General features: G+C 73.1%; 15 protein-coding genes. 14 read left to right on the top strand and 1 reads right to left on the bottom strand.

All coding sequences use genetic code 11. The features are described 5' to 3' along the window. Nucleotides 1-200 precede the first annotated feature (200 nt). The 4 genes from ACWGIS_RS28585 (at nt 201) to ACWGIS_RS28570 (ending at nt 5,005) form a co-directional block, all read left to right on the top strand. On the top strand, nt 201-887 hold the full coding sequence (locus tag ACWGIS_RS28585; protein WP_453365337.1) for a FadR/GntR family transcriptional regulator: 687 nt from the start codon (nt 201-203) through the stop codon (nt 885-887). After that, a complete protein-coding gene (locus tag ACWGIS_RS28580) occupies nt 884-2,290 on the top strand; it encodes a hypothetical protein (protein ID WP_453365336.1) in 1,407 nt (468 codons plus the stop codon). The genes ACWGIS_RS28585 and ACWGIS_RS28580 overlap by 4 nt, the downstream gene beginning before the upstream one ends. After that, nucleotides 2,287-4,164 (top strand): GMC family oxidoreductase N-terminal domain-containing protein, encoded by a 1,878-nt coding sequence (locus tag ACWGIS_RS28575; RefSeq protein WP_453365335.1) that lies wholly within the window; start codon nt 2,287-2,289, stop codon nt 4,162-4,164. Before ACWGIS_RS28580 ends, ACWGIS_RS28575 begins: the two co-directional genes overlap by 4 nt. Before the next feature lie 205 nt (nt 4,165-4,369). Further along, nucleotides 4,370-5,005 carry a hypothetical protein gene (locus ACWGIS_RS28570; protein ID WP_453365369.1) on the top strand — a complete coding sequence of 212 codons (636 nt, stop codon included), beginning with the start codon at nt 4,370-4,372 and terminating at the stop codon, nt 5,003-5,005. A 16-nt stretch (nt 5,006-5,021) separates the two neighbouring features. On the opposite strand, the gene ACWGIS_RS28565 is transcribed toward ACWGIS_RS28570, so the two are convergent. Continuing rightward, a complete protein-coding gene (locus tag ACWGIS_RS28565; RefSeq protein ID WP_453365334.1) occupies nt 5,022-7,142 on the bottom strand; it encodes an alpha-galactosidase in 2,121 nt (706 codons plus the stop codon). Nucleotides 7,143-7,325: 183 nt separating this feature from the next. Between ACWGIS_RS28565 and ACWGIS_RS28560 the strand changes: the two genes are divergently transcribed. The 10 genes from ACWGIS_RS28560 (at nt 7,326) to ACWGIS_RS28515 (ending at nt 22,811) form a co-directional block, all read left to right on the top strand. Then, the gene (locus ACWGIS_RS28560; RefSeq protein WP_453365333.1) at nt 7,326-8,504 is read left to right on the top strand and encodes an ROK family protein; all 1,179 of its coding nucleotides are present in this window, start codon (nt 7,326-7,328) and stop codon (nt 8,502-8,504) included. Between the two features lie 91 nt (nt 8,505-8,595). Then, nucleotides 8,596-9,909 (top strand): ABC transporter substrate-binding protein, encoded by a 1,314-nt coding sequence (locus tag ACWGIS_RS28555; RefSeq protein ID WP_453365332.1) that lies wholly within the window; start codon nt 8,596-8,598, stop codon nt 9,907-9,909. A gap of 26 nt (nt 9,910-9,935) precedes the next feature. Next, nucleotides 9,936-10,874 (top strand): carbohydrate ABC transporter permease, encoded by a 939-nt coding sequence (locus ACWGIS_RS28550; RefSeq protein WP_453365331.1) that lies wholly within the window; start codon nt 9,936-9,938, stop codon nt 10,872-10,874. Then, entirely contained in the window at nt 10,871-11,791 is a 921-nt protein-coding gene (locus ACWGIS_RS28545) for a carbohydrate ABC transporter permease (RefSeq protein ID WP_453365330.1), read from the top strand. Before ACWGIS_RS28550 ends, ACWGIS_RS28545 begins: the two co-directional genes overlap by 4 nt. Nucleotides 11,792-11,859: 68 nt before the next feature. Next, nucleotides 11,860-13,686 carry an alpha-galactosidase D gene (locus ACWGIS_RS28540; protein WP_453365329.1) on the top strand — a complete coding sequence of 609 codons (1,827 nt, stop codon included), beginning with the start codon at nt 11,860-11,862 and terminating at the stop codon, nt 13,684-13,686. Nucleotides 13,687-13,812: 126 nt separating this feature from the next. Beyond that, nucleotides 13,813-16,230 carry a glycosyl hydrolase family 95 catalytic domain-containing protein gene (locus tag ACWGIS_RS28535; protein WP_453365328.1) on the top strand — a complete coding sequence of 806 codons (2,418 nt, stop codon included), beginning with the start codon at nt 13,813-13,815 and terminating at the stop codon, nt 16,228-16,230. Continuing rightward, nucleotides 16,227-17,468: an SGNH/GDSL hydrolase family protein gene (locus ACWGIS_RS28530; protein ID WP_453365327.1), complete on the top strand. Its 1,242-nt coding sequence runs from the start codon at nt 16,227-16,229 to the stop codon at nt 17,466-17,468. The genes ACWGIS_RS28535 and ACWGIS_RS28530 overlap by 4 nt, the downstream gene beginning before the upstream one ends. A gap of 61 nt (nt 17,469-17,529) precedes the next feature. Next, nucleotides 17,530-19,023, top strand: coding sequence for an FGGY-family carbohydrate kinase (locus tag ACWGIS_RS28525; protein ID WP_453365326.1), 1,494 nt, complete (start codon nt 17,530-17,532; stop codon nt 19,021-19,023). Between the two features lie 730 nt (nt 19,024-19,753). Continuing rightward, nucleotides 19,754-20,749 carry a LacI family DNA-binding transcriptional regulator gene (locus ACWGIS_RS28520; protein ID WP_453365325.1) on the top strand — a complete coding sequence of 332 codons (996 nt, stop codon included), beginning with the start codon at nt 19,754-19,756 and terminating at the stop codon, nt 20,747-20,749. Nucleotides 20,750-20,921: 172 nt separating this feature from the next. Next, the gene (locus ACWGIS_RS28515; protein WP_453365324.1) at nt 20,922-22,811 is read left to right on the top strand and encodes a discoidin domain-containing protein; all 1,890 of its coding nucleotides are present in this window, start codon (nt 20,922-20,924) and stop codon (nt 22,809-22,811) included. Nucleotides 22,812-22,904: the final 93 nt, after the last annotated feature.

The following is a 22,904-nucleotide window of genomic DNA, read 5'->3' as shown; positions in this document are numbered from 1 at the left end:
TTGGTGCGCAACAACCTTGGCGGCGAGGGGGATTGACGCAGTGGCGGCACACTGGTTGAGTGGCTCATCCACTGGCGAGTGGCTCATCCACTGAGCCACTCAAGTGATGCCGGGCCCGACCGCTCGTCCTTGGTCCGCACCGCTCGTCCTCACCCCGCACCGCTCTCCGAGCGGCCGCGCCGCCCGAGAAGGAGACCTCCGTGGAGGCACTGCCCCGCGAGACGATCGTGGACGTCCTGGAACACCGGCTGCGCGAGGACATCCTCGACGGCCGCCATCCGACCGGCGGTTACCTGCCCCCGGAACGGCAGCTCGCCGACGGCTACGGCGTCACCCGCACCACTCTCAAGCACGCCTTCGGCCGGTTGGTCCAGGCGGGCCTGCTGGAGACCAGGCACGGGGTGGGGACCAAGGTGCGCGACTACGTGCGCCTGGGCGGCGCCGATCTGCTGCCCATGCTCGTGCGCCACGACGCCCGCTGGGTCCACGAGGTGTTCGAAGTGCGTCGCAGCATCGGCGCGTTGATCGCCGAACGGGCCGCCAAGAAGGCGACCCGGGCCCAACGTGACGAACTGCGCGCGCACTTGACCGCCGTGCGGGAGGCGACGGGCGGCGACGCCGTGCAGTTGGCGGACGTCGAGGTGCACCGAGCACTCGCGCGGGCCACGGGAAACCGTGTCTACGTCCTGCTCACCAACACGCTCTTCAACGCCTACCTGCCCGTCCGTGCCGGCCTCGCGGAGCCCTTCGCCGACCCCGAGGTGGCGCACGACCGGCTGGCGCCCGTGGTGATGGCCGTGATCGCCGGCGACGGCCCAGGGGCGCACGCGGCCGCCGACGCCTACCTGGAGGCCACCGAGCGGATCATGCTGGAGGGACTCGCGTGAGGGGCACCGAGTTCGCGGAGACGCTGCTCGGCACCGTCCGGCTCGACGCCGAGCGCCGAGAGCGCCGCGTACGCCTCGACCTGCGGGCCCGCGCCGACACGGTGACGGCTCCGCACCGGACGACCACGGCGCGCCTGTCCGGGCGGGTCCGCGTCGCCGGCCTCGCCGACGACGGCGCCGCCGAGGGCGAGTTGGAGGTGTCGCCGCTGGCGCGCCGGCGCATCCGCTACCGGCTGTCGTTCACGGCGGGCGGGCGCCGGCTCGCCCTCGACGGCTGGAAGTCGGTGACGCCGAGCCGCCCGGTGCGGTCGATGACCGTCCTGCCGTTCACGCTGTACGAGGGCGGGGCGCGCGTGGGCGAGGGCGTCCTGCGGTTCCCGCTCACCACCGGACTCCTGCCCTTCCTCCTCAGCTTCCGCTTCCCGCGGATCCCCGGCCGGGACCGGGCGGCCGGCGAGGCGGGCGCGGAGCACATGGCGGCCCGCTGGGACGGAACCCCCGGCCGTACCGAGGTCTGGTACACCACGCTCACCGACCCGGGGAGCGGCACCGGCCTCTGGCTGCACCACGAACTGACCGCCCCCGCCGACGGATCCGGTCCGGTGGCCCACGGCTGGGTCGCCGCCTACCCCCGGAACGGACCCGTCGAGCACGCCCGCTTCGGACCCGTACCCTGGACCGCCCCGGCGGACGGCTTCGCGGGAGCGGACGTCACGGCCCGCCCGGGACGGCTCGAAGGACAGGCCGGTGCCTTCTCCTGGCGGCTCACCGAACACCCTGAGGGTCCGCCCCTGTTCACCTTCCCCCGCTGGTCCTGGCGCCGACCGCTGCTGCCCGCCGCCCAGATGCTCCCGGCCGCACGGGCCCGCTACCAGGGGGAGTTCACGTACGGCGACACGACCCTGACCCTGGACTCCGCGCCCGGCGCCTCCGCGAGGATCTACGGGCACGGCAACGCCCGGCGCTGGGCCTGGCTCCACGCGGACCTCGGCGGCGGTGACGTCCTGGAGATCGTCGCCGCCGTGTCCACCCGGCCGGGGCTGCGCAGGCTGCCGCCGCTCGTCTTCCTCCGGCTGCGGCACCGCGGCCGGACCTGGCCGCGGCGGGCGGAGCGCACGGCGGTGGGCTGGCTCGGCGCCGGACGCTTCCGGGCCCGGATCGGCCTGCCCGAGTGGAGCGTCACCGGACGCACGGCACTGCGCCGCGTCCGCGTCCACGTGGTCCAGCCGGCCGCCCGCACCCTGGACCTGGAGTACCGCGACCCCGACGGCGCCCGCGCCCGCTGCCGCAACAGCGAGTCGGCCGACGCCCACGTGGTGCTGGAACGGTGGTGGGGCCGCTGGCGCACCGAGGCCCGATGGTCCCTGGACGGCACCGCGCACGCCGAGGTGGGCGAGCGATGACCGCCGAAGGACTCGTCGCCGCGCTGCTCGCCGACACCGGCGGGGACGACTGGGCGGCCAGGGTGCCGGACCGGCTCGGCAGGGTGCTCGCCGCGCTTCCCCGGCCGGCGCGGGCCGGCGTCCACACCGCCGTCGCCGCGGTGGAGGCGTACGCGGTGCTCCGCACCGGCAGGCGCCTCGCCGCGCTCGGCGCCCACGACCGGGAGGCCGTGCTGGCCTCGCTGGCCGCCCGGCCCGCGCTCGTCCCGCTGCTCGACGTCCTCAAGATGCCCGTACTGCTCGCCGCCGGCACCGAACGGTCGGCGGCGACGCGGGAGACGGCCCCGCAGGTCCACGCGGGCGCGCCGGCCGATCCGCCCCTCGACTGCACGCCCGCCGAGGAGTGGCCCGCGCGCACCACCGCGGACGCGGTGGTCGTCGGGTCCGGCGCCGGCGGAGCCATGGCCGCCCGCACCCTGGCCCGCGCCGGACTGCGCGTCGTCGTCCTGGAGGAGGGCGCCCACCATTCGACGGCGTCGTTCGGACGCCGGGCGCCGCTCGACCGGTTCGCCGACCTCTACCGGGACGGCGGAGCCACCCTCGCGCTGGGCGCCCCGCCGCTGCTGCTGCCGGTCGGCCGGGCCGTGGGAGGCACCACGGTGGTCAACTCCGGTACCTGCTACCGGACTCCGGACCACGTCCTGGACCGCTGGCGCAGCCGCTACGGATTCGAGGCGGCCGGACGCTTCGGGCCCCTGCTCGACGAGGTGGAGCGCACCCTGCGCGTCGCCGCGCAGCCCGTCGACGTGCTCGGCAACAACGGTCTGCTCGCGCTCGCCGGTGCCGCGAAGCTCGGCTGGCGGGCCGGGCCCCTGCGCCGCAACGCCCCCGGGTGCAAGGGCTCCTGCCAGTGCGTCGTCGGCTGCCCCACCGGCGCCAAGCAGAGCGTGCAGCTGTCCGTGCTGCCCGACGCCTGCGCCGCCGGAGCCCGCATCGTCACCGGCGCCCGGGCCCACCGCGTCCTGGTGGACCGCGACGGTCCCGGCATGCCACGGGCGGCCGGGGTGCGGGCCGGGCGCCGGGACGGCGGCGAGCTGGAGATCCTCGCCCCCCTCGTCGTGACGGCGGCCGGCGCGCTGCACACGCCGGGCCTGCTGCGCCGCTCCGGACTCGGCGGACATCCGCGGCTCGGCCGCAACCTGAGCGTCCATCCGGCCACCAGCGTGGCCGGACGCTTCGCCGAACCGGTCACCGCCTGGCGGGGCGTGCTCCAGAGCGCCGGCGTCGAGGAACTGCACGACCGGGGCATCCTCATCGAGGCGACCGCGAGCCCACCGGGCATGGGCAGCTTCGTCCTGCCGGGCCTCGGCCGCGAACTGCGCCGCGAACTGGAGGACACGGACCGGCTCGCCACCCTCGGCGCCATGATCGCCGACCGTCCCTCCGGGCGCGTCCAGGGCCGCGACCGCGCCCTCGTCCGCTACGACCTGGACCGCCGGGACGGCGAACGGCTGATGACGGCCGTCCACGCCATGGGACGACTGCTCTTCGCCGCCGGTGCCGAGGAGGTGCTCACCGGTCTGCCGCTCGCGCCCCGCGCCCGCTCCCTCGGCGAACTCGACGAGCTGCTCGCCGGTGCGGGACCGCGGAACCTGCACCTGTCGGCGTTCCACCCGACCGGCACCGTCGCGGCGGGCGCCGACCCGCGGCGCGCCCCGGCCGACCCCGAGGGCCGGCTGCGCGGAGTGCGAGGAGTCCTGGTGGCGGACGCGTCCGTGCTGCCGGGATGCCCGGAGGTCAACCCGCAGCTGAGCATCATGGCGGCGGCGCTGGCCGTCGCCGGGGCCCATGTCGCACGGGAGGGGGGAGCGGAACCCGGGCCCCCGGGCGGGTGAGCCGGTGCCCACCCCAATGGCCCGGCGCCGTTCGCGGCCCGCGCGATCCGCGCCGAGCATGAGGCGTACGCGAAGGACGGGCGCCGGACCGGCGGGAAGAGGACGAACGGCCATGAGCACACGCATTCCCGATGGCGGAGACCGACCGGGCCGGACCCGCGGGACGGCCGCACCCGACCGCACCGGACGGTGGACGCGCGGCCCGCTGTCCGCCCCCGCCGCGCGCGGGAGAGGGCCGGGTCGCGGGCGCCCGGCCCTCGCGCTGCTGTCCGTCCTCGTCAGCGGCGCCGCGCTCGTCTCGTGCAGCTCGGACAGCGGCGACGAGGGCGGCGGGGCCTCGGTCAGCTCGCGGCCCACCCCGCCGGACAGGTCCTCGTTCACGGGGACCCCGCCGTCCGCGCTGGCCTCCTCGGCGGCCTCCGCCATCAACTCCGCCCGGGCCTCCGCGTCGGCGGCGGCCTCCTCCGCCTCCGCGGCAGCCTCCTCGTTCGGGGCGTCGGTCGCCGCCGACACGGCCCGTGGCTCCGCCGCCGCGGAGGCCGAGCTCAAGAAGGTCGAGGGCCGCGGCAACGCCCTGTCCGAGGTCGCGATGACGGGACTGCCGAAGGCGCAGACCGGCGGGCTGCTCGCCGTGCTGGTCAGCATCACCAACAAGACCGACCAGAAGGCCTCGTACGCCGTGCGGGTCGATTTCAGGAACGCCGACGACAAGGTCGTGGAGACCAGGTTCGTCGGAGCTGAGGACCTCGCGCCGGGGAAGCGGGCCGAGCCCGTCGCCATCAGCCGCCAGCCTGCCGAGGAGAAACTCACCCCGTACCTGGCCAAGGCCCAGCGCTACTGACCCCGGCGCCCGCCGCTCACACCCCTGGCGCCTCCTCCGGTTCCCGCACCAGGTGCACCGCCGTGCTGGACCAGTCACCCGGCGGCAGGTCCGGACGCAGGCCGTACTCGCCGAGCACGGCGGCGTGGTGGACGGTGCCCGTGCGGGTGTCGCGGTAGCGGGCCGAGGGTGTGAGGCCGCGCAGCCGGACCGGCAGTTCCGGGCTGCCGTGCCGGGCCGTGCGCCGCCAGCCGAGCAGCAGCACCTCCGAGCCGTCCCCGGCGGTGTACTGCACCACCGACGGCAGGTCCGGAGAGGGCGTGGACAGGCGGTCCAGCCTGCCGTGCTGCACGAGAGGGCGCACCCGCTTGTACTCGGCCACCAGCCCGGCCGCCTCGCGCAGCTCCTCCTCCGACCAGCGGGTCAGGTCGCCGCCGATCCCCAGCGCCCCGGCCATCGCGACGTGGAAGCGGAACCGCAGGGGCACCGTGCGGCCCGTGAGCTGGTTCGGCACGTCGGTCACCCAGGCGCCCATGGTGCGCGCCGGGTAGACCTGCCCGTAGCCGTGCTGGATCCACATCCGGTCGGCGGCGTCGGTGTTGTCCGACGCCCACGCCTGGTCCGTACGCGCGAGGATGCCCAGGTCGACACGGCCGCCGCCGCCGCTGCACGACTCGATCCGCAGCCCCGGGTGGTCGGCCCGCAGGCGGTCCAGGACGTCGTAGAGATTGCGTACGTACGTGTGCCAGAGGCGGTCGGAGCCGTCCTGCCGCCCGGGCCAGCCGGCCTCGCTGAAGGCCCGGTTCATGTCCCACTTCAGGAAGTCGATGCCGTGGTCGCCGACCAGGCGGGTCAGCCAGCCGTGGGCCCAGTCCGCGACGTCGCGGCGCGCGAAGTTCAGCACGAGCTGGTTGCGCAGCTCGGAGCGCGTGCGCCCGGGGACGTGCAGGACCCAGTCCGGGTGACGGCGGTACAGGTCGCTGTCCGGGTTGACCATCTCGGGCTCCACCCAGAGGCCGAACCTCATGCCGAGCCCGTGCACCGCGCGGACCAGCGGGGCGAGCCCGTCGGGGAAGCGGTCGGGTGAGGGTGCCCAGTCGCCGAGGCCGGCGCGGTCGCTGCGGCGGCCCCCGAACCAGCCGTCGTCGACGACGTACAGCTCGACGCCGAGCGCCGCCGCCCGTTCGGCGAGGGCGAGTTGGCCCGCCTCGTCGACGTCGAAGCCCGTCGCCTCCCACGAGTTGTAGAGGACCGGAGCGACCTCGTCGGGATGCGGCACGACGTGGGCGAGCGTGTACGCGTGCCAGGCCCGGCTGGCCGCACCGAACCCGCCGTCGGTGCAGACGGCCGCGAACACGGGGGCGGTGAACTCCTCGCCGGGCTCCAGCGGCACGCCGACGCCGTCGTGGGCGACGCCGCCGGTGAACGCGGCCCGCCCGTCCGGGGTGCGCTGCGCGGTGATCCGCCAGCTCCCGCTCCAGGCGAGGGCCGCGCTCCACACCCGGCCGTGCTCCTCGGTCGCCTCACCCGCGTCGAGCATCACCCAGGGGTTCGCGTGGTGGCTGGTGATGCCGCGGCGGCTGGTCAGCACCGTCTCGCCGTGGGGGAGCGGTTCGCGGCGCAGTTGGCTCTCGGCGGACCACTGGCCGGTGACGTGACTGAGGCGGTAGTCCGGGAGCGCGGGCAGGGTCCAGGCGGCGGAGTCGGCGCGCAACAGCGTGACGGGTTCCGTGCCGTCGTTGCGGACGACGGTCCAGCGTTCGATGACGTCCGTGTCCTCGTGCACGCGGTAGTGCAGGTCCACGTGCAGCGGATGGAGCCGGTCGCGGAACGACAGCACCAGCTCGCCGTCGTCGTGGTGCCGGCCGGCCGGCAGCCACTCGAAGGCGCGGGATCCGTCGGCGAACCGGACCTGGAGCGAGGGCGGCCCGTACCGCGTGCCGCCGTCGACGGGGAGTTCCTCGCCGACGCCGGGTGTCCCGCCGAAGCTGTCGCCCGCCGGGGCGGGGGGCATCACGAGGTCCCCGGCCTCCGCGAGGGTCAGGCGCGGGCCCCAGGCCAGGTGGCAGGGCACCCCGGCCTCGTCGACCCGCAGCGCGTACGACGTCCGCGGCGTGGACAGCAGCCAGACCCCGGTGTCCGGGGCGAAGGAGATCATCGACAGGGTTCCTCACGTTCCATGGCGCGACGAGACACGTGAAAGCCAACCCCGACCTTCGATCATGTGTCAACACCGCACGACGACTTCATATTTGCAGGGCACAGGCAGCTCAGGAGCGACACTCAGGCGAATCCTGTTTCTTTCATTGACAGCAGAAAATAAGGGCCCTAGGTTCCGGCCATGCGCTCGACCACTCGGACCGAGGCGTTCCCGGCCCACACGCCGGCCGCCTCACAGATCTTCACCACCGTGCTGTCCCACGGTCCGCTCACCCGCTCCGACATCGCCGCCCGGACCCGCCTGTCGGCCGCCGCGGTCACCAAGGCGGTCCGGCCGCTCATCGAGGCCGGGTACCTCCGCGAGGACACCGGCGAGGACGCGCGGCAGGTGTCGCTCGGCCGCCCCGCCAACCCGGTACGGGTCGACGGGGGCAGGGCGCTGTTCATCGGCGTCAAGATGACCGGCGACGAACTCATCGCCGTGCTCACGGACCTGTGCTGCCGGATCAGGGTCGCCCGGCACGTGCCGCTCACCTCGCACCACCCGCAGGCCGTGCTCGACTCGACCGCGGCGCTCGTCCAGGAGCTGCTGACCGAGGCGGACGGCTTCGGGGTCCGGGTGCAGGGCCTCGGCATCGCGGTCTCCGGAGACGTGGACCGCGCCGACGGGGTGGTGCGGTACTCACCGTTCCTGGAGTGGCGCGACGTCCCGCTCGCCGAACTGGCGGGCGCGGCGACCGGGTTGCCGGTCACCGTCGACAACGACGTCCGGGCCCTGACCGTCGCCGAGCAGTGGTTCGGCGCAGGCGTCGGTCTGCCGGACTTCGCCCTGGTGACCGTCGGCGCGGGCATCGGCTGCGGCCTCGTGGTGCACGGGCGGGTCGTCTCGGGGGCCCACGGCGTCGCCGGGGAGATCGGGCACGTCTCCATCGACCCGGCCGGCCCGCTCTGCCACTGCGGCAACCGCGGCTGCGTCGAGGCCATCGCCTCGGACTCCGCGATCGTCGCCGGGGTCAGGGAGGCGACCGGCGTGCACGTGGCCGACGCCGCCGAGGCCCTGGACCTCGCCCACGACGGCGACCCGGGAGCCCGGCAGGTGTACGCCCGGGCCGGCGCGGCCATCGGCCGGGGCATCGCCACGGTCGCCAACCTGCTCGGCCCCGAACGCGTGATCATCTCCGGCGAGGGCCTGGCCGCCTACGACCTCTTCGCCGAGCAGATCCGCGACGCCTTCGCGGATGCCGCCTTCGGCTCGGCCGCACGGTGCGACCTGCGGACGCGGCCCCTGCCCTTCGAGGAGTGGGCGCGCGGCGCCGCCGCCACCGCGATCCAGTCCTTCACCACCTCGCACGCGAACTGAACAGACCGACGGCCGGCCGTCGTCCGGCCGCCCACGGCGGTACGGACACGTGCCGCGGACAGACACGTCCTGACATGTACGAGGAGTAGCGATGACGCAGCAGAGCCGCATACCCCTGGCTGCGCGTGGACCCGGCCGGCGCAACGTCGTCGGCGGGCTGTTCGGGATCGGTGCAGCCGCCCTGGCGGCGCCGGTCCTGACCGCGTGCGGCGGGGGAGCGGCGGCCGACCCGAAGTCGGTCACCTTCGGATCCAACGGCGCCGACGCCACCCCCAAGTCGGCCTACGCCGCACTGACCAAGGCATTCACCAAGGACAGCGGCCTGGAGGTGAAGACGAACACCGTCGACCACGACACGTTCCAGAAGGGCATCTCCACCTATCTGCAGGGCACCCCGGACGACGTCTTCACCTGGTTCGCCGGCTACCGCATGCAGTACTTCGCCAAGAAGGGACTCTGCAGCCCGCTCGACGACGTGTGGGACACCATCGGCGCCGGCTTCAGCGACGCCACCAAGCAGCTCTGCCGCGGCGAGGACGGCAAGTACTACTTCGTCCCGCTGTACAACTACCCGTGGGCCGTCTTCTACCGCAGGAGCCTCTTCGCGGAGCGCGGCTACGAAGTCCCGCGCACATGGGGCGAGTTCGTGGCCCTGGCCAAGCGCATGAAGAAGGACGGCCTCTCCCCGATCGCCTCCGGGTACGGCGGCGGAGACAGCTGGAGCATCCTCGGCGCCTTCGACTACCTCAATCTGCGCACCAACGGCTACGACTTCCACATGTCCCTCATGCGGGGCGAGGTCGCCTGGACCGACAAGCGCACCCTCGCCGCACTCGACCACTGGCGCGAACTCGCCCCCTACCACCAGCAGGGCGCCGGCGGCCGCTCCTGGCAGGACGCCGCCCAGTCGCTGCTCGACAAGAAGTCCGGCATGGCCGTCATCGGCCTCTTCCTCGGCCAGCAGGTCACGGACGAGAAGATCCGCGGCGACATCGACTTCTTCCCCTTCCCGGAGATCGACGCCGCCCACGGCCAGGACGCCGTCGAGGCCCCCACCGACGGCTTCATGCTCAGCCGCCAGCCCAAGAACGAGGACGGCGCCAAGAAGTTCCTGAAGTTCCTCGGCCAGGCCCGCGCCGAGGAGCTGTACATGGACGCCGACCCGAGCAACCTCGCCGTCAACGAGCAGGCCGGCACCGGCTCGTACAACGCGCTGCAGAAGAAGTCCGCCGAACTCATCGCCTCCGCGAAGCACATCACCCAGTTCGCGGACCGCGACAGCGACCCCGGTTTCATCTCCACCGTCGTCCTGCCCGGACTCACCCAGTGGCTCGGCCACCCCGACGACGGCTCGGACATGCTCAAGAAGATCGAGTCCCAGCGCTCGCGCTTCTTCACCGCCTGACCGGGCCCGGAAAGGCCGCACCCACCGTGTCCTCCACCCCCAGCACAAGGCCCGCTCCCCGCAAGGCCCGCGCACGCCGCCTCGGTCCCGGCGACCGCGTCTTCCTGGCCGTCGTCATCGGCATCCCCCTCGCGGCCCTCCTCTTCTTCGTGTGGCTGCCCGCCCTGGCCTCCCTGGCGCTGTCCTTCACCACCTGGGACGGCATCGACCTGGCCGACATCCACTGGACCGGCCTCGGCAACTACCGCGAGATCCTCACCAACTACCCGCCGTTCTGGCCGGCCGTACGCCACAACGTGGTCTGGCTCCTCTTCACAGCCCTGCTGCCGACCCCGTTCGGCATCCTCCTCGCCTACCAGCTCGACCGGAAGATCCGCTTCACCCGGATCTACCAGAGCGCGATCTTCCTGCCCATGGTGCTCTCGCCGGCCGTCGTCGGCTTCATCTGGGAGATCATCTACAACCCCGACACCGGACTGCTCGACGGTCTCCTGAACGCCGTGGGCGCAGGCCACCACGTCGACTGGCTCGGCGACCCCGACCTGAACCTGTGGGCCGTCCTCGTCGCCTCCGGCTGGCGGCACACCGGCTACATCATGATCCTCTACCTGGCGGGCCTGAAGGGCTTCGACCCGGCGCTGAAGGAGGCCGCCTCGCTCGACGGCGCCAACGGACGCCAGACCTTCCTGCGCGTGGTGTTCCCGGCCCTGAAACCGGTCAACATCATCGTTCTCGTCGTCACGGTCATGGAGTCCCTGCGGGCCTTCGACATCGTGTACGTCCTCGGCGGCGGCGTCGGCAGCAAGCCCGGCCTGGAACTGCTGTCCCTGCTCATCACCGACAACATCATCGGCGAGTCCAGTCACATCGGGTACGGCTCCGCTCTCGCCGTCGTGCTGCTCCTGGTCTCCCTTGCCGCCATCGGGACGTTCCTCGTCCAGACCATCCGCAAGGAGGACCGGTGACCACCACCGTGCCGCGCCCTGCCTCCCCGCCGCGCACCCCGCCGCGGCCGGCGGGCGCCCCGTCGAAGCCGCGCCGGCAGACCGGCCGCCACCTGTTGCTGACCGCCGTCGCCGTGCTGTGGCTCGTCCCGCTGCTGTGGGCCGTGCTCACCTCGCTGCGGCCGTACTCGGACACCACCCGGCACGGCTACCTGTCCTGGCCGCACAGCCTGGGACCCGGCAACTTCTCGGACGCCTGGAACCAGTCCGGGATGCCGCACTTCTTCCTCAACTCCGTTCTCATCACCGTCCCTTCGGTCCTCGGCACGCTGTTGTTCTCGGCGGCCGTCGCCTTCTTCGTCTCCCGCTTCGACTTCCGCTGGAACATCGCGCTGCTGATGCTGTTCACGGCGGGCAACCTGCTGCCGGCCCAGGTCCTCATCACCCCGCTGTACCGCATGTACCTGCTCGTCCCGCTGCCGCAGTGGATGAGCGACTCGCTCCTGCTCTACAACTCCGCCTGGGGCATCATCGCGATCCACATCGCCTACCAGTGCGGCTTCTGCACCTTCGTGCTCAGCAACTACATGAAGACGATCCCGAAGGAGATCTCCGAGGCAGCCCTCGTCGACGGCGCCCCCGTCTGGCGGCAGTTCCTCCAGATCGTCCTGCCGCTGTGCCGGCCGGCGTTCGCGGCCCTCGCGACGCTGGAGTCCATCTGGATCTACAACGACTTCTTCTGGCCCCTCGCACTGATCGAGACGGGCGACAAGCGTCCCGTCACCTCCGCCCTCGCCAACCTCCAGGGCGCGTACTTCACCAATCCCAACCTCATCGCGGCCGGCGCACTGATGACCGCGATCCCCACGCTGCTGGTCTACTTCGCGCTTCAGCGCCAGTTCATCAGCGGACTCACCCTCGGCTCGGGCAAGGGATGAGCCGCCCGACCGCAGGGGCCTGAGCCGCCCCGCCGCCCCCGCCGCCCCCGTCCCAGGAGGTCCGACCCATGCGGTCATCCCCGTACCCCGTCCTGCCCGGAACCGCCCGCCGCACCCTGCGCGGGCTGGTCGTCCTGGCCCTCACCGCGGGCTTCGCCACCGCCCTCCCGGCCGCCCGCGCGGACACCCCGAGCGACCCGGCCGGCACCACCACCACGGCCGTCGCCGCCAAGCCCTTCATGGGCTGGTCGAGCTGGAGCATGCAGTCGTCCAAGTACCCGGGCCTCAACCCGGACGGCGACTACAGCTACCTGAATGAGGCGAACGTCCTCAAGCAGACGGACGCCCTCGCCGCCAAGCTGAAGAAGTACGGCTACGACCACGTCAACATCGACGCCGGCTGGTGGATGGACAGGAACTGGAAGACCGGCTTCGACCGGTACGGCCGTCAGACACCCGACCCGGTCCGCTTCCCGCGCGGCATGAAGGCGGTCGCCGACCACATCCACGCCAAGGGCCTCAAGGCCGGCATCTACCTCCCCGTCGGCCTGGAGAAGGGGGCCTACGGCGGTGGCGAGGTGCCGATCTGGAACGCCCCCGGCTGCACCACCGGCGACATCGTCCACCCCGACCTGCGCACCACCAACGGCTGGGACAACGCCTACAAGATCGACTTCGGCGACGCCTGCGCGCAGAAGTACATCGACTCGCAGGCGCAGCAGTTCGCCGACTGGGGCTACGACTTCCTCAAGCTGGACGGCGTGGGCCCGGGCTCCTTCAAATCGGGCGAGAACTACGACAACGTTGCCGACGTCGCCGCCTGGCAGAAGGCCATCGCGACCGCCGGCCGCCCGATCCACCTCGAACTCTCCTGGTCCCTCGACATCGGCCACGCCGCCGACTGGAAGAAGTACTCCAACGGCTGGCGCATCGACACCGACGTCGAGTGCTACTGCAACACCCTGGTCACCTGGGAGAACTCCGTCGACGACCGCTGGGACGACGCGCCCGCGTGGAGCCGCAAGGCGGGCCCCGGCGGCTGGAACGACCTCGACGCCGTCGACGTCGGCAACGGCGAGATGGACGGCCTCACCAAGGCCGAGCGGCAGAGCTACCTGACGCTGTGGGCCATCAACAAGTCGCCCCTCTACACCGGCGACGACCTCACCAGGCTCGACAGCTACGGCGTCTCCCTGCTCACCAACCAGGAGGTCATCGCGGTCGACCAGAACGACTCGCCCGTCGCGCGCCCGGTCACCACGGTCGGTGACGAGCAGGTCTGGGGCACCGAGAACCCCGACGGCAGCTACACCGTCGCCCTGTTCAACCTCGGGGACTCGCCCGCCTCCGTCACCGCCCACTGGGCCTCGTTCGGATTCACCGGGAACGCCGCCGTGCGCGACCTGTGGAACAAGGCGAACCTGGGCACCCACAAGAACGGGATCACCGCGGCCCTGCCCGCGCACGGCTCGCGGCTCTTCACCGTCAGGCCCGCCGGGAGCGTCCTGGCGACGACGAGCTACGAGGCGGAGTCCGCCGCCAACACCCTCTCGGGCAACGCCTCCCTCGCCGGCTGCGACGCCTGCTCCGGCGGCAAGAAGGTCGGCAACCTCTACGGCGGCGGCACACTGCGCTTCAACGACGTCACGGTGAAGAAGGACGGCATCTACACCGTCCGCGTCTCCTACGTCAGCGGCGACGCCCGCTCGGCGACCGTCCTGTCCAACAGCGGCAACGGCAGCAGCCAGAAGTTTCCCTCCACGGGCGACTGGAGCACCGCCGAGACCGTCAGCGTCCAGCTCGCGCTGAAGGCCGGGTCCAACACGATCACCTTCGACAGCGGCGACGGATACGCGCCGGACATCGACCGGATCGTCGTTCCGCAGTCCGTCTGACCCGACCCGCTTCCCGCGGGGCCCGGTGACCTGGCCCGCCGGGCCCCGCGGGACCCCGTACGCCCCACCCGGCGGCCCCCGCCGTCGTCCCCGCACGAGCCGCTCCCCGGATTTGGAGTGCACACCGTGGACAACCAGCCCACCCCGCCACGCGACGAGGGACCCAGCAGACGAGGGCTCCTCGCACTCGCGGCCGCCGCCGGCACCGCCGCCGCCCTCGGCGGCCTGCCCGCCTTCACCGCGTCGGCGGCACCCGCCCGCCCCACCCGGTCACCCCTGCTGTCCGCGGCCGACGCCGCCCGGAACACGCTGTGGTGGCAGGCCCCCGGCTCCGCCACGTCGATGATCGAGCAGGGCCTGCCGGTCGGCAACGGACGCCTCGGGGCGCTCGCGAGCAACGACCCGGCCCGCGAACTCATGATGATCACCGACGCCACCCTGTGGACCGGCGGCCTCAACGACGAGCTGCAGAGCGACGGTCAGTTCCCCTACGGCCGCGACGACTTCGGCTCCCTGACACTGCTCGCCGAGCTCACGGTCACCCTCCCCGGCCACGACCTCGGGCGCGTCGACAACTACCGCCGCACCCTCGACATGGCCCAGGGCCTGGTCACCACCACCTACGACCTCGACGGCGTGACCTACCGGCGGCGGGTCTTCGCCAGCCGCCCCGACGACGTCATCGTCCTGCACCTCTCCCAGCAGGGCGGCGGCAGCCACACCGGCACCGTCTCCCTGGCCGGCACCCACGGCGAGTCCACCACCGCCGACGGCGCGAGGCAGTACGCCTCGTTCGGCGCCGCCTTCGCCAACGGACTCGCCTACGGTGCCGCCGTCACCGCGCGCAGCGGCACCGGCCGGGTCCGCGTCGACGGCAACTCGATCGCCTTCAGCGGCTGCGAGGACCTGACCGTCGTCGTCAGCGGCGGCACGAACTACGCGCCGGACGCCGCAGCGAAGTACCGCGACCCCTCCCTGGACCCGCGGCGCCTGGCGCAGACCAAGGTCCTGGCCGCGGCACGGCACACGGCGAGCACCCTGCTCGACACGCATGTCGCGGACTTCCGCCCGGTGTTCGCACGACTGGACATCGACCTCGGCCCGTCCTCCGCCGCACAGCGCGAGCTCGACACCTGGGAGCGGGTGCGGGCACGCCACCGGGACGACGTGCCGGACCCCGAACTGGAGGCCGCCTACGTGCAGTTCGGGCGCTACCTGATGATCTCGGGATCGCGGGGCAGCCTGCCCATGGGACTCCAGGGCCCGTGGCTGGACGGCAACGACCCGGACTGGATGGCCGACTACCACACCGACATCAACCTCCAGATGAACTACTGGATGGCCGACCGCGCGGGCCTGCCGGACTGCTTCGACGCGTACACGGACTACTGCCTCGCGCAGCTGCCCGACTGGACGGACGTCACCCGGCGGCTGTTCAACGACCCCGACAACCGCTACCGCAACTCCACCGGGAGGATCGCCGGCTGGACCGTCGCCATCTCCACCAACCCCTATGGCGGCGGCGGCTGGTGGTGGCACCCGGCCGGCAACGCCTGGCTCTGCCAGAGCCTGTTCGAGCACTACGAGTTCACCCAGGACCGGGCCCACCTGGAGAAGATCTACCCCCTGCTCAAGGGCGCGGTCGAGTTCTGGGAGGCCCGCCTGGTCACCACGACCGTCACCGACGCGTCCGGCGCCGGGTGCGAGGTGCTGATCGCCGACAGCGACTGGTCCCCCGAGCACGGCCCGCTCGACGCCAAGGGCATCACCTACGCCCAGGAACTCGTCTGGAACCTCTTCGGCAACTACCGCACCGCCGCCGCGACCCTCGGCAGGGACACCGCGTACCGCACGACCGTCGGCCGGCTCCGCGAGCGCCTGTACCTGCCCGTGGTCAGCCCGAGGACCGGCTGGCTGGAGGAGTGGATGTCGCCGGACAACCTGGGCGAGACCACGCACCGGCACCTCTCCCCGCTCGTCGGACTCTTCCCCGGCGACCGGATCCGCCCCGGCGGCTCCACACCGCAGGACGTCGTCGACGGCGCGACCGCCCTCCTCACCGCACGCGGCATGAACAGCTTCGGCTGGGCCAACGCCTGGCGCGGCCTGTGCTGGGCGCGGCTGAAGAACGCGGAGAAGGCGTACCGGCTCGTCGTCACCAACCTGAAGCCGTCGACGGACGGCGGCAACGGCACCGCGTTCAACCTCTTCGACATCTACGAGGTCGAGAAGGGGCGCGGCATCTTCCAGATCGACGCGAACTTCGGCACGCCCGCCGCCGTAGTCGAGATGCTGGTGTACTCGCGGCCGGGACACGTCGAGCTGCTGCCCGCGCTGCCCGCCGCCTGGGCGGCGTCCGGTTCGGTGTCCGGCGTCGGCGTCCGCGGCGGCTTCGTCGCCGACCTCGCCTGGCGGAACGGCAGGGTCACCCGGGCCACGCTGAGGAGCGTCGGCGGCCGGGAGACGACCGTCGTCGCGGGCGGCGCCTCGCGGCGGGTCAGCCTCGCGCCCGGGGAGTCCGTCACCCTGCGGAACCTCGGATGAGCGCCTCCCGCGGCCCCCGCCGCACGCCGGGCCTGGTCTGCGCGCTGCTGGTCGCCGTCCTCGCGGCCCTCGCCGTCCCGTCGGCCGCGCAGGCACGCACCCCGTCGGCCCCCGCGAAGCGCACGCACTCCGTGGTGACCTGGGGTGCCTCCGCGGACCGGCAGGGCGCCGGTCCCGCCGAGCGCAGCTACCGGCTGATCGTGCGCACCAGCGTCGGCGGCACGAACCTGCGCGTCCGGCTGTCCAACGCCTTCGGCGAGCACCCGGTGACCTTCGCGAGCGCGTACGCCGGGCTCCAGGAGCAGGGTGCGGAGCTGGTCCGCGGCTCCAACCGCGCACTGAGCTTCGGCGGGGCCGCGTCGGTCACCGTCCCGGCCGGGCAGACCGTGCTCAGCGACCCCCTGCCGGGACGGCTGGCGGCCCGCAGCAATTTGGTCGTCAGTCTGTACGTGACGGGCGCGGAAGGCCCGACGACCGGACACAGCATGGCGATGCAGACCAACTACGCCACCGCGGGCGACCATGCCGCGGAGGAGGGCGCCGCCAACTGGACCGACCCCATGGGCTCCTGGTACTGGCTGGACGCCGTCGACGTGGAGACCTCCACGGCCATCGGCTCGGTGGTGGCCCTCGGCGACTCCATCACCGACGGCTGGGCCTCCAGCACCGACGAGAACCGGCGCTGGCCGGACCACCTCGCCCGGCGGCTCCAGGCCGCGTCCTCCTCGACCGTGAAGGGGGTGGCCAACGAGGGCATCTCCGGCAACAAGGTCCTCGCGGACGGCGCCGGGGAGTCGGCGCTGAGGCGACTGCGGCGCGACGTGCTCTCCCAGGCCGGTGTCAGGACGGTGTTCCTGTTCGAGGGCGTCAACGACATCAAGGCCCACTCCGGCGTCACGGTGGAGGACATGATCGCCGGCTACCGGGAGATCGTCGACCGGGCGCACGAGGCGGGCAAGTGCGTCGTGGGCGCGACGATCATGCCGTTCAAGGGCTGGTACGAGTACGACGCCGCCGCCGAGGCCGTCCGCCAGGGCGTCAACGACTGGATCAGGAACGCCGGCGCGCTCGACGCCGTGACGGACTTCGACCGGATCACCCGCAGCCCCTACGACCCCGAGCTGCTCCTGCCGTTCTTCGACGGCGGCGACCATCTGCATCCCAACGACAAGGGGATGCAGGCCATGGCCGACGCCGTGGACCTCGCGAGCCTGGAGTGCGACCGCACCGCCGCCTGACCCCGGTCGCGCCGGTGCTCGCACGCGCGGACACCGGCGCGATCGCCTACGCTCCGGACGCATGACCGTGCTCGGAGTCGACATCGGGACCTCCAGCAGCAAGGGCGTGCTGGTCGACGAGGACGGGACCGTGCGCGCCACCGCCGTACGCCCCCACACCGTCGACCGCCCCCGGCCCGGGCACGTCGAGATGGACGCCCGTGTCTGGTGGGCGGAGTTCGTCTCGCTCGCCGCCGAGCTGGCCGGGCAGGGCGCGCCGGTCACCGCCGTGGGCGTCAGCGGCGTGGGTCCGTGCGTCGCCCTGGCCGACGAGGCGGACGAGCCGCTGCGCCCGGCGATCCTCTACGGGATCGACACCCGCGCCACCGACCAGATCGCCCGCCTCGAAGCCGAGTTGGGCCGCGACGCGGTCCTGCGGCGCTGCGGCTCGCTGCTGTCCACGCAGGCCGTCGGACCCAAGATCGCCTGGGTCGCCGAGCACGAGCCGCGGGTGGCGGAGCGGGCCCGGCGGCTCTACATGCCGAGCTCCTACCTCGTCCGCCGGCTGACCGGCGCGTACGTGCTGGACCACCACTCCGCGAGCCAGGCCGTGCCGCTCTACGACTCGGTGGCCCAGGACTGGTACCGGCCCTGGGCCGGGCGGATCGCGCCGGACATCGAACTGCCGCCGCTGCGCTGGCCCGGCGAGACCGCCGGACACCTCACCGGGGAGGCGGCCGCCGCCACCGGGCTGGCCGCCGGCATCCCCGTCGTCACCGGCACCGTCGACGCCTGGTCCGAGGCGCTGAGCGTGGGGGCCCAGCGCACCGGGGACCTGATGCTCATGTACGGCAGCACCATGTTCCTGATCAACACGGTCGCCGAACGGCTCCTGGTGCCCGAGCTGTGGAGCACGGTCGGCGCGCTGCCGGGGACGCGGAACCTCGCGGGCGGCATGGCCACCTCCGGCATGATCACCGACTGGCTGCGGCAGCTGTTCGGCGACCCCGCGCACGCCGAACTGCTCGCCGGGGCCGAGAGATCCGGTCCCGGCGCGCGGGGCCTGCTCATGCTGCCGTACTTCGCGGGGGAGCGGACGCCGGTCGCCGATCCGGACGCGCGCGGGGTGATCGCCGGGCTGACGGTGGAACACACCCGCGGTGATCTGTACCGGGCCGCGCTGGAGGCGACCGCGCTGGGGGTGCGGCACAACGTCGGGGCGATGCGCGCGGCCGGCGCGGACATCCGCCGGGTCGTCGCCGTCGGCGGTGGCACCCGGGGAGGACTGTGGACCCGGATCGTCTCCGACGTCACCGGTCTGGCACAGGAGGTCCGCGCGGTCACCGTGGGGGCGAGCTACGGCGCCGCGTTCCTGGCGGCGGGAGCGGTGGGGGACCCGGACATCGACGCCTGGAACCCCGTCCACGCGCGTGTGGAACCGGACCCGGGGCCGCGGGCGGACTACGACGAGCTGTACGAGCTCTACCTGGACCTGTATCCGGCGACCCGCGACATCGGCCACGCCCTCGCCCGGCGCCGGCGCGCCGCGTCCGGTCCGGAGCCGTCCCGGGACTGACGACGTCCGCCGGGAGCGCACCCCGGGCCCGTCCCACCGGCCGGCCCGCGGGCACCGGCGGCGCGGCCCGCCGGACGGGACCGGGCAGCGCGGGCCGGCGCCGGGCCCCGGCCGAGCGCGTCGTCGGGAGGGCCGCGCCTTCGGGGCGCCCGCATCCCCCGCGTACAGCCGTTCGGCGACGGGGACTTGGTGCGCGCGTCCACCGGCGGACGGTGCCGGGTCCTCCGGGCGCGTCGTCCGGACGGCCGAGACTTCGCGGCGCGTGAATCACCCGCGTACTGCCTTTCGGTGGCGGGGACTTGATGCCCGTGTCCACCGGGCGGGCGGTGCCGGTCCCGGCCGCCCGCGTCGTCCGAAGGGCCGAGCCTTCGTGGCGCCCGCATCCCCCGCGTACCGCCGCCCCGCGACGGGGACTTCGTGCCCGCTTCCTCTGGGGCCGTGTCCGTCCCAGCCGGGTGCGTCGTCCAGCCGGCCGAGCCTCCGTGGCGCCGCAATCCCTGCGTACCACCGTCCCACGACGGGACTTCGTGTCCGCCTCCTCCGGGCGAACGGTGCCCCTGAGCGTTCAAGGTCTGAAGCCGGGCGGGTCCCGACGGTCCGGCGGGAACGATTCCGGTGTGAAGTATTGACGGCGACATGACACTCCGGTTGACTCGCGGCCCAGCGTCGGAACCGGTACCGGTACCGCTTCCGGAGGCGCAGTCGTCCGCGGGTCCGTCAGGAGGCAGCCGTGCGCGTCACCATCGCCGATGTGGCCCAGGCGGCCGGGGTGAGCAAGACGACCGTGTCGCGGGTGCTCAACACCCGCGGCGAGGTCGACGCGTCGACGGCGGCCAAGGTCCGTCACGTCATCGACCGCATGGGCTACGTGCCGAGTTCGGGCGCCGTCGGCCTGGCGCGCGGCAGCAGCAGGACCGTCGGCATGCTGGTCCCCTCGCTGACCTGGCCCTGGATGGGCGAGGTCCTCCAGGGCGTGGTCGACACGGTCGAGGCGGCCGGCTTCGGCCTGCTGCTGTTCACCTGCAACCGGGGCGCCGAGTCCGTCGCCCGCTTCACCCACCAGGTGTCGGCCCGCGCCTTCGACGGGCTGCTCGTCGTGGAGCCGGAGAACACCCTCGGCATGCTCACGGCCCTGCACCGCGACGGCCTGCCCGTCGTCCTCGTCGACGACCGCGGCCACCATCCGGAGTTCCCGTCCGTGACGGCCGCCAACGCCGAGGGCGGGGCGGCGGCGGCACGGCACCTGCTGGCCGACGGGCGGCGCCGGCCGCTGGTGCTCACCGGCCCGCTGCGCTTCGGCTGCGTCCGCGACCGGCTGGCGGCGTTCCGCGCCGCGTACGCCGAGCACGGCATCGACATCGGCCCGGTGGCCGAGGGCGACTTCACCGAGGCCGACGGCCGCGCCCGGGTGGCCGCGCTGCTCGCCGAGGGGCGCCGCTTCGACGCGGTCTTCGCACACAACGACCTGGCGGCGATCGGCGTGCTGGGCGCCCTGCGCGACGCCGGGCTCCGGGTGCCGCACGACGTCGCGGTGATCGGCTTCGACGACATCCCGGTGGCCCGCCACACCGAGCCCTCCCTCACCACGGTCCGGCAGCCGATGCGTGAGATGGGGGAGACGGCGGCGGGCATGCTCCTCGCCCGGCTGGCGGGTCACGAGTCGCCGGCCTCTCCCGTCGTGCTGCCCACCCGCGTGGTCGTCCGGGGCTCGGCCCCGGCCCGCTAGAACGACGTCCACGCTCCCCCCTCCGCCGAGCGCCCCGGCAGACCAGGACGCCCGGCGCCCCCGTACCCGGTCCGGCCCCCACGGCGTGAACCGGCACCCCCGCACCGTCCCGCACCCCGGCACACCCGCACCGCACGCGACCGGCACCCCCAACCTCCTCCAGGAGAGCCGCATGCCATCCCGTACCCCCCGTACGTTCATGACCGCCCTCGCCACCCTGTCCGCCCTGTCCCTGCTGACGGCCGGCACCGCCCTCGCCGCCCAGGACCCGCAGAGCGGCGCGGTCGCCGCGGCGGCCTGGGACACCGACCGGGCCGCGGAGTCCTACGCCGCCAACCCGGCCGCCGTCACCGCCTCCGGCAGCGAGAACGCCGGCACCGCAGCCGGCCTCGCCTTCGACGGCAACTCCTCCACGCGCTGGTCGAGCCAGTTCGCCGACGACGCGTGGATACGCGTCGACCTCGGCGCCACGCTGCGCATCGACCGTGTCGCCCTGGACTGGGAGGCCGCCTACGGCAAGCGCTACGTCCTGGAGGTGTCCAGGAACGGCACCGACTGGACCCCCTTCTACACCGAGACCGCCGGCACCGGGGGATCCGTCACCGCGCACACCTACCCGCAGGAGGTGACGGGCCGCTACGTGCGCCTGCGCGGTGTCGAACGGGCCACGCCCTACGGCTACTCGCTGTACTCCTTCAAGGTCTACGGCGGCGAACCGGCCCCCGCCTCGACGGCCCGCTCCAACCTCGCCCTGCACCACCCCGCCTACACGAACCTCTACCAGCACGCGGGCAACTCGCCGGCCCTCGCGACCGACGGCGGCTGGCCCGCGGACCTCAAGAGCGACGCCACACGCTGGTCCAGCGACTGGAACGCCGACCGGTGGATCTCCGTCGACCTGGGCGCGACGTCCACCATCGACACCGTCGACCTGTACTGGGAGGCGGCCTACGCGGTGGACTACGAGCTCCAGGTGTCCGACGACAACAGGACCTGGCGTACCGTCCACCGGCCCTCCGCCGCCGAGGTCGCCGCCCGCCGCGCCGACGTGAAGGCGCCCGGCGACGCCGTGGGCCGGCACGACAGCGTCCGGCTGTCCCAGCCGGCCACCGGACGCTATGTGCGGATGCTCGGCAAGGAGCGGCGCTCCTTCTACAACCCGGCGCCCGCCACCGCCCAGTTCGGCTACTCCCTCTACGAGTTCCAGGTCTGGGGTACGGGCGGCAGCGCGGCCGCCGCCTATCCGGCCCTGCCCGGCGAGCAGTCCGGCACGTACCAGACCACGTTCTTCGACGACTTCACGGCGGCGGGCCTCGACCGCTCCAAGTGGCGCGTGGTCAGGACCGGCCAGGAGATGGGCCCGGTCAACGGCGAGTCGCAGGCGTACGTCGACTCCGCCGACAACATCAGCACGCAGAACGGCAGCCTGCTGCTGAAGGCGAAGTACTGCAAGGGCTGCACGCAAGCGGGGGGCGGCACCTACGACTTCAGCTCCGGACGCATCGACACCAACACCAAGTTCGACTTCACCTACGGGCGGGTCAGCGCGCGTATGAAGCTGCCCGTCGGTGACGGATTCTGGCCGGCCTTCTGGATGCTGGGCAGCAACGTCGACGACCCGTCGGTGTCCTGGCCCGCGTCCGGCGAGACCGACATCATGGAGAACATCGGGTACGCCGACTGGACCAGCACGGCACTGCACGGTCCGGGCTACTCGGCCGACGGCAATATCGGCGCGCGCCAGACGTATCCCGACGGCGGGCGGGCCGACCAGTGGCACACGTACGCGGTCGAGTGGACGCCCACGGGCATGCGCTTCTACGTCGACGAACGGCTGGTGCAGGAGACGACGCGCAACAAGCTGGAGTCCACGCGGGGCCAGTGGGTCTTCGGCCACAACCAGTACGTCATCCTCAACCTCGCCCTGGGAGGCGCCTATCCGGCCGGCTGGAACAAGGTCACCACCCCCTACTGGGGGCTGCCCCAGTCCAGCGTCGACCGCGTCGCCGCCGGGGGAGTGCGCGCGGAGGTCGACTGGGTGCGCGTGGAACAGAAGCGCTGACCCGGGGCCGCCGGGCCCCTTCACCCGTCAGAAGCAGCCATCGCCCTCACGCACATGGGCGCACGCGTTGCCGGCAGTGCCGCTCCCGGCACC

The sequence above is a fragment of the Streptomyces sp. NPDC054842 genome (assembly GCF_053611025.1).
Note: the sequence above shows the minus strand (reverse complement) of the source record. Positions and strands in the feature narration are given on the sequence as shown.

Excerpts from the sequence above, each read along its gene's own strand:
- ACWGIS_RS28530 (WP_453365327.1), top strand. The coding sequence starts at position 16,227 with ATGAGCGCCTCCCGCGGCCCCCGCCGCACGCCGGGCCTGGTCTGCGCG.
- ACWGIS_RS28560 (WP_453365333.1), top strand. The coding sequence starts at position 7,326 with ATGCGCTCGACCACTCGGACCGAGGCGTTCCCGGCCCACACGCCGGCC.
- ACWGIS_RS28575 (WP_453365335.1), top strand. The coding sequence starts at position 2,287 with ATGACCGCCGAAGGACTCGTCGCCGCGCTGCTCGCCGACACCGGCGGG.
- ACWGIS_RS28565 (WP_453365334.1), bottom strand. The coding sequence starts at position 7,142 with ATGATCTCCTTCGCCCCGGACACCGGGGTCTGGCTGCTGTCCACGCCG.
- ACWGIS_RS28540 (WP_453365329.1), top strand. The coding sequence starts at position 11,860 with ATGCGGTCATCCCCGTACCCCGTCCTGCCCGGAACCGCCCGCCGCACC.
- ACWGIS_RS28515 (WP_453365324.1), top strand. The coding sequence starts at position 20,922 with ATGCCATCCCGTACCCCCCGTACGTTCATGACCGCCCTCGCCACCCTG.
- ACWGIS_RS28525 (WP_453365326.1), top strand. The coding sequence starts at position 17,530 with ATGACCGTGCTCGGAGTCGACATCGGGACCTCCAGCAGCAAGGGCGTG.
- ACWGIS_RS28555 (WP_453365332.1), top strand. The coding sequence starts at position 8,596 with ATGACGCAGCAGAGCCGCATACCCCTGGCTGCGCGTGGACCCGGCCGG.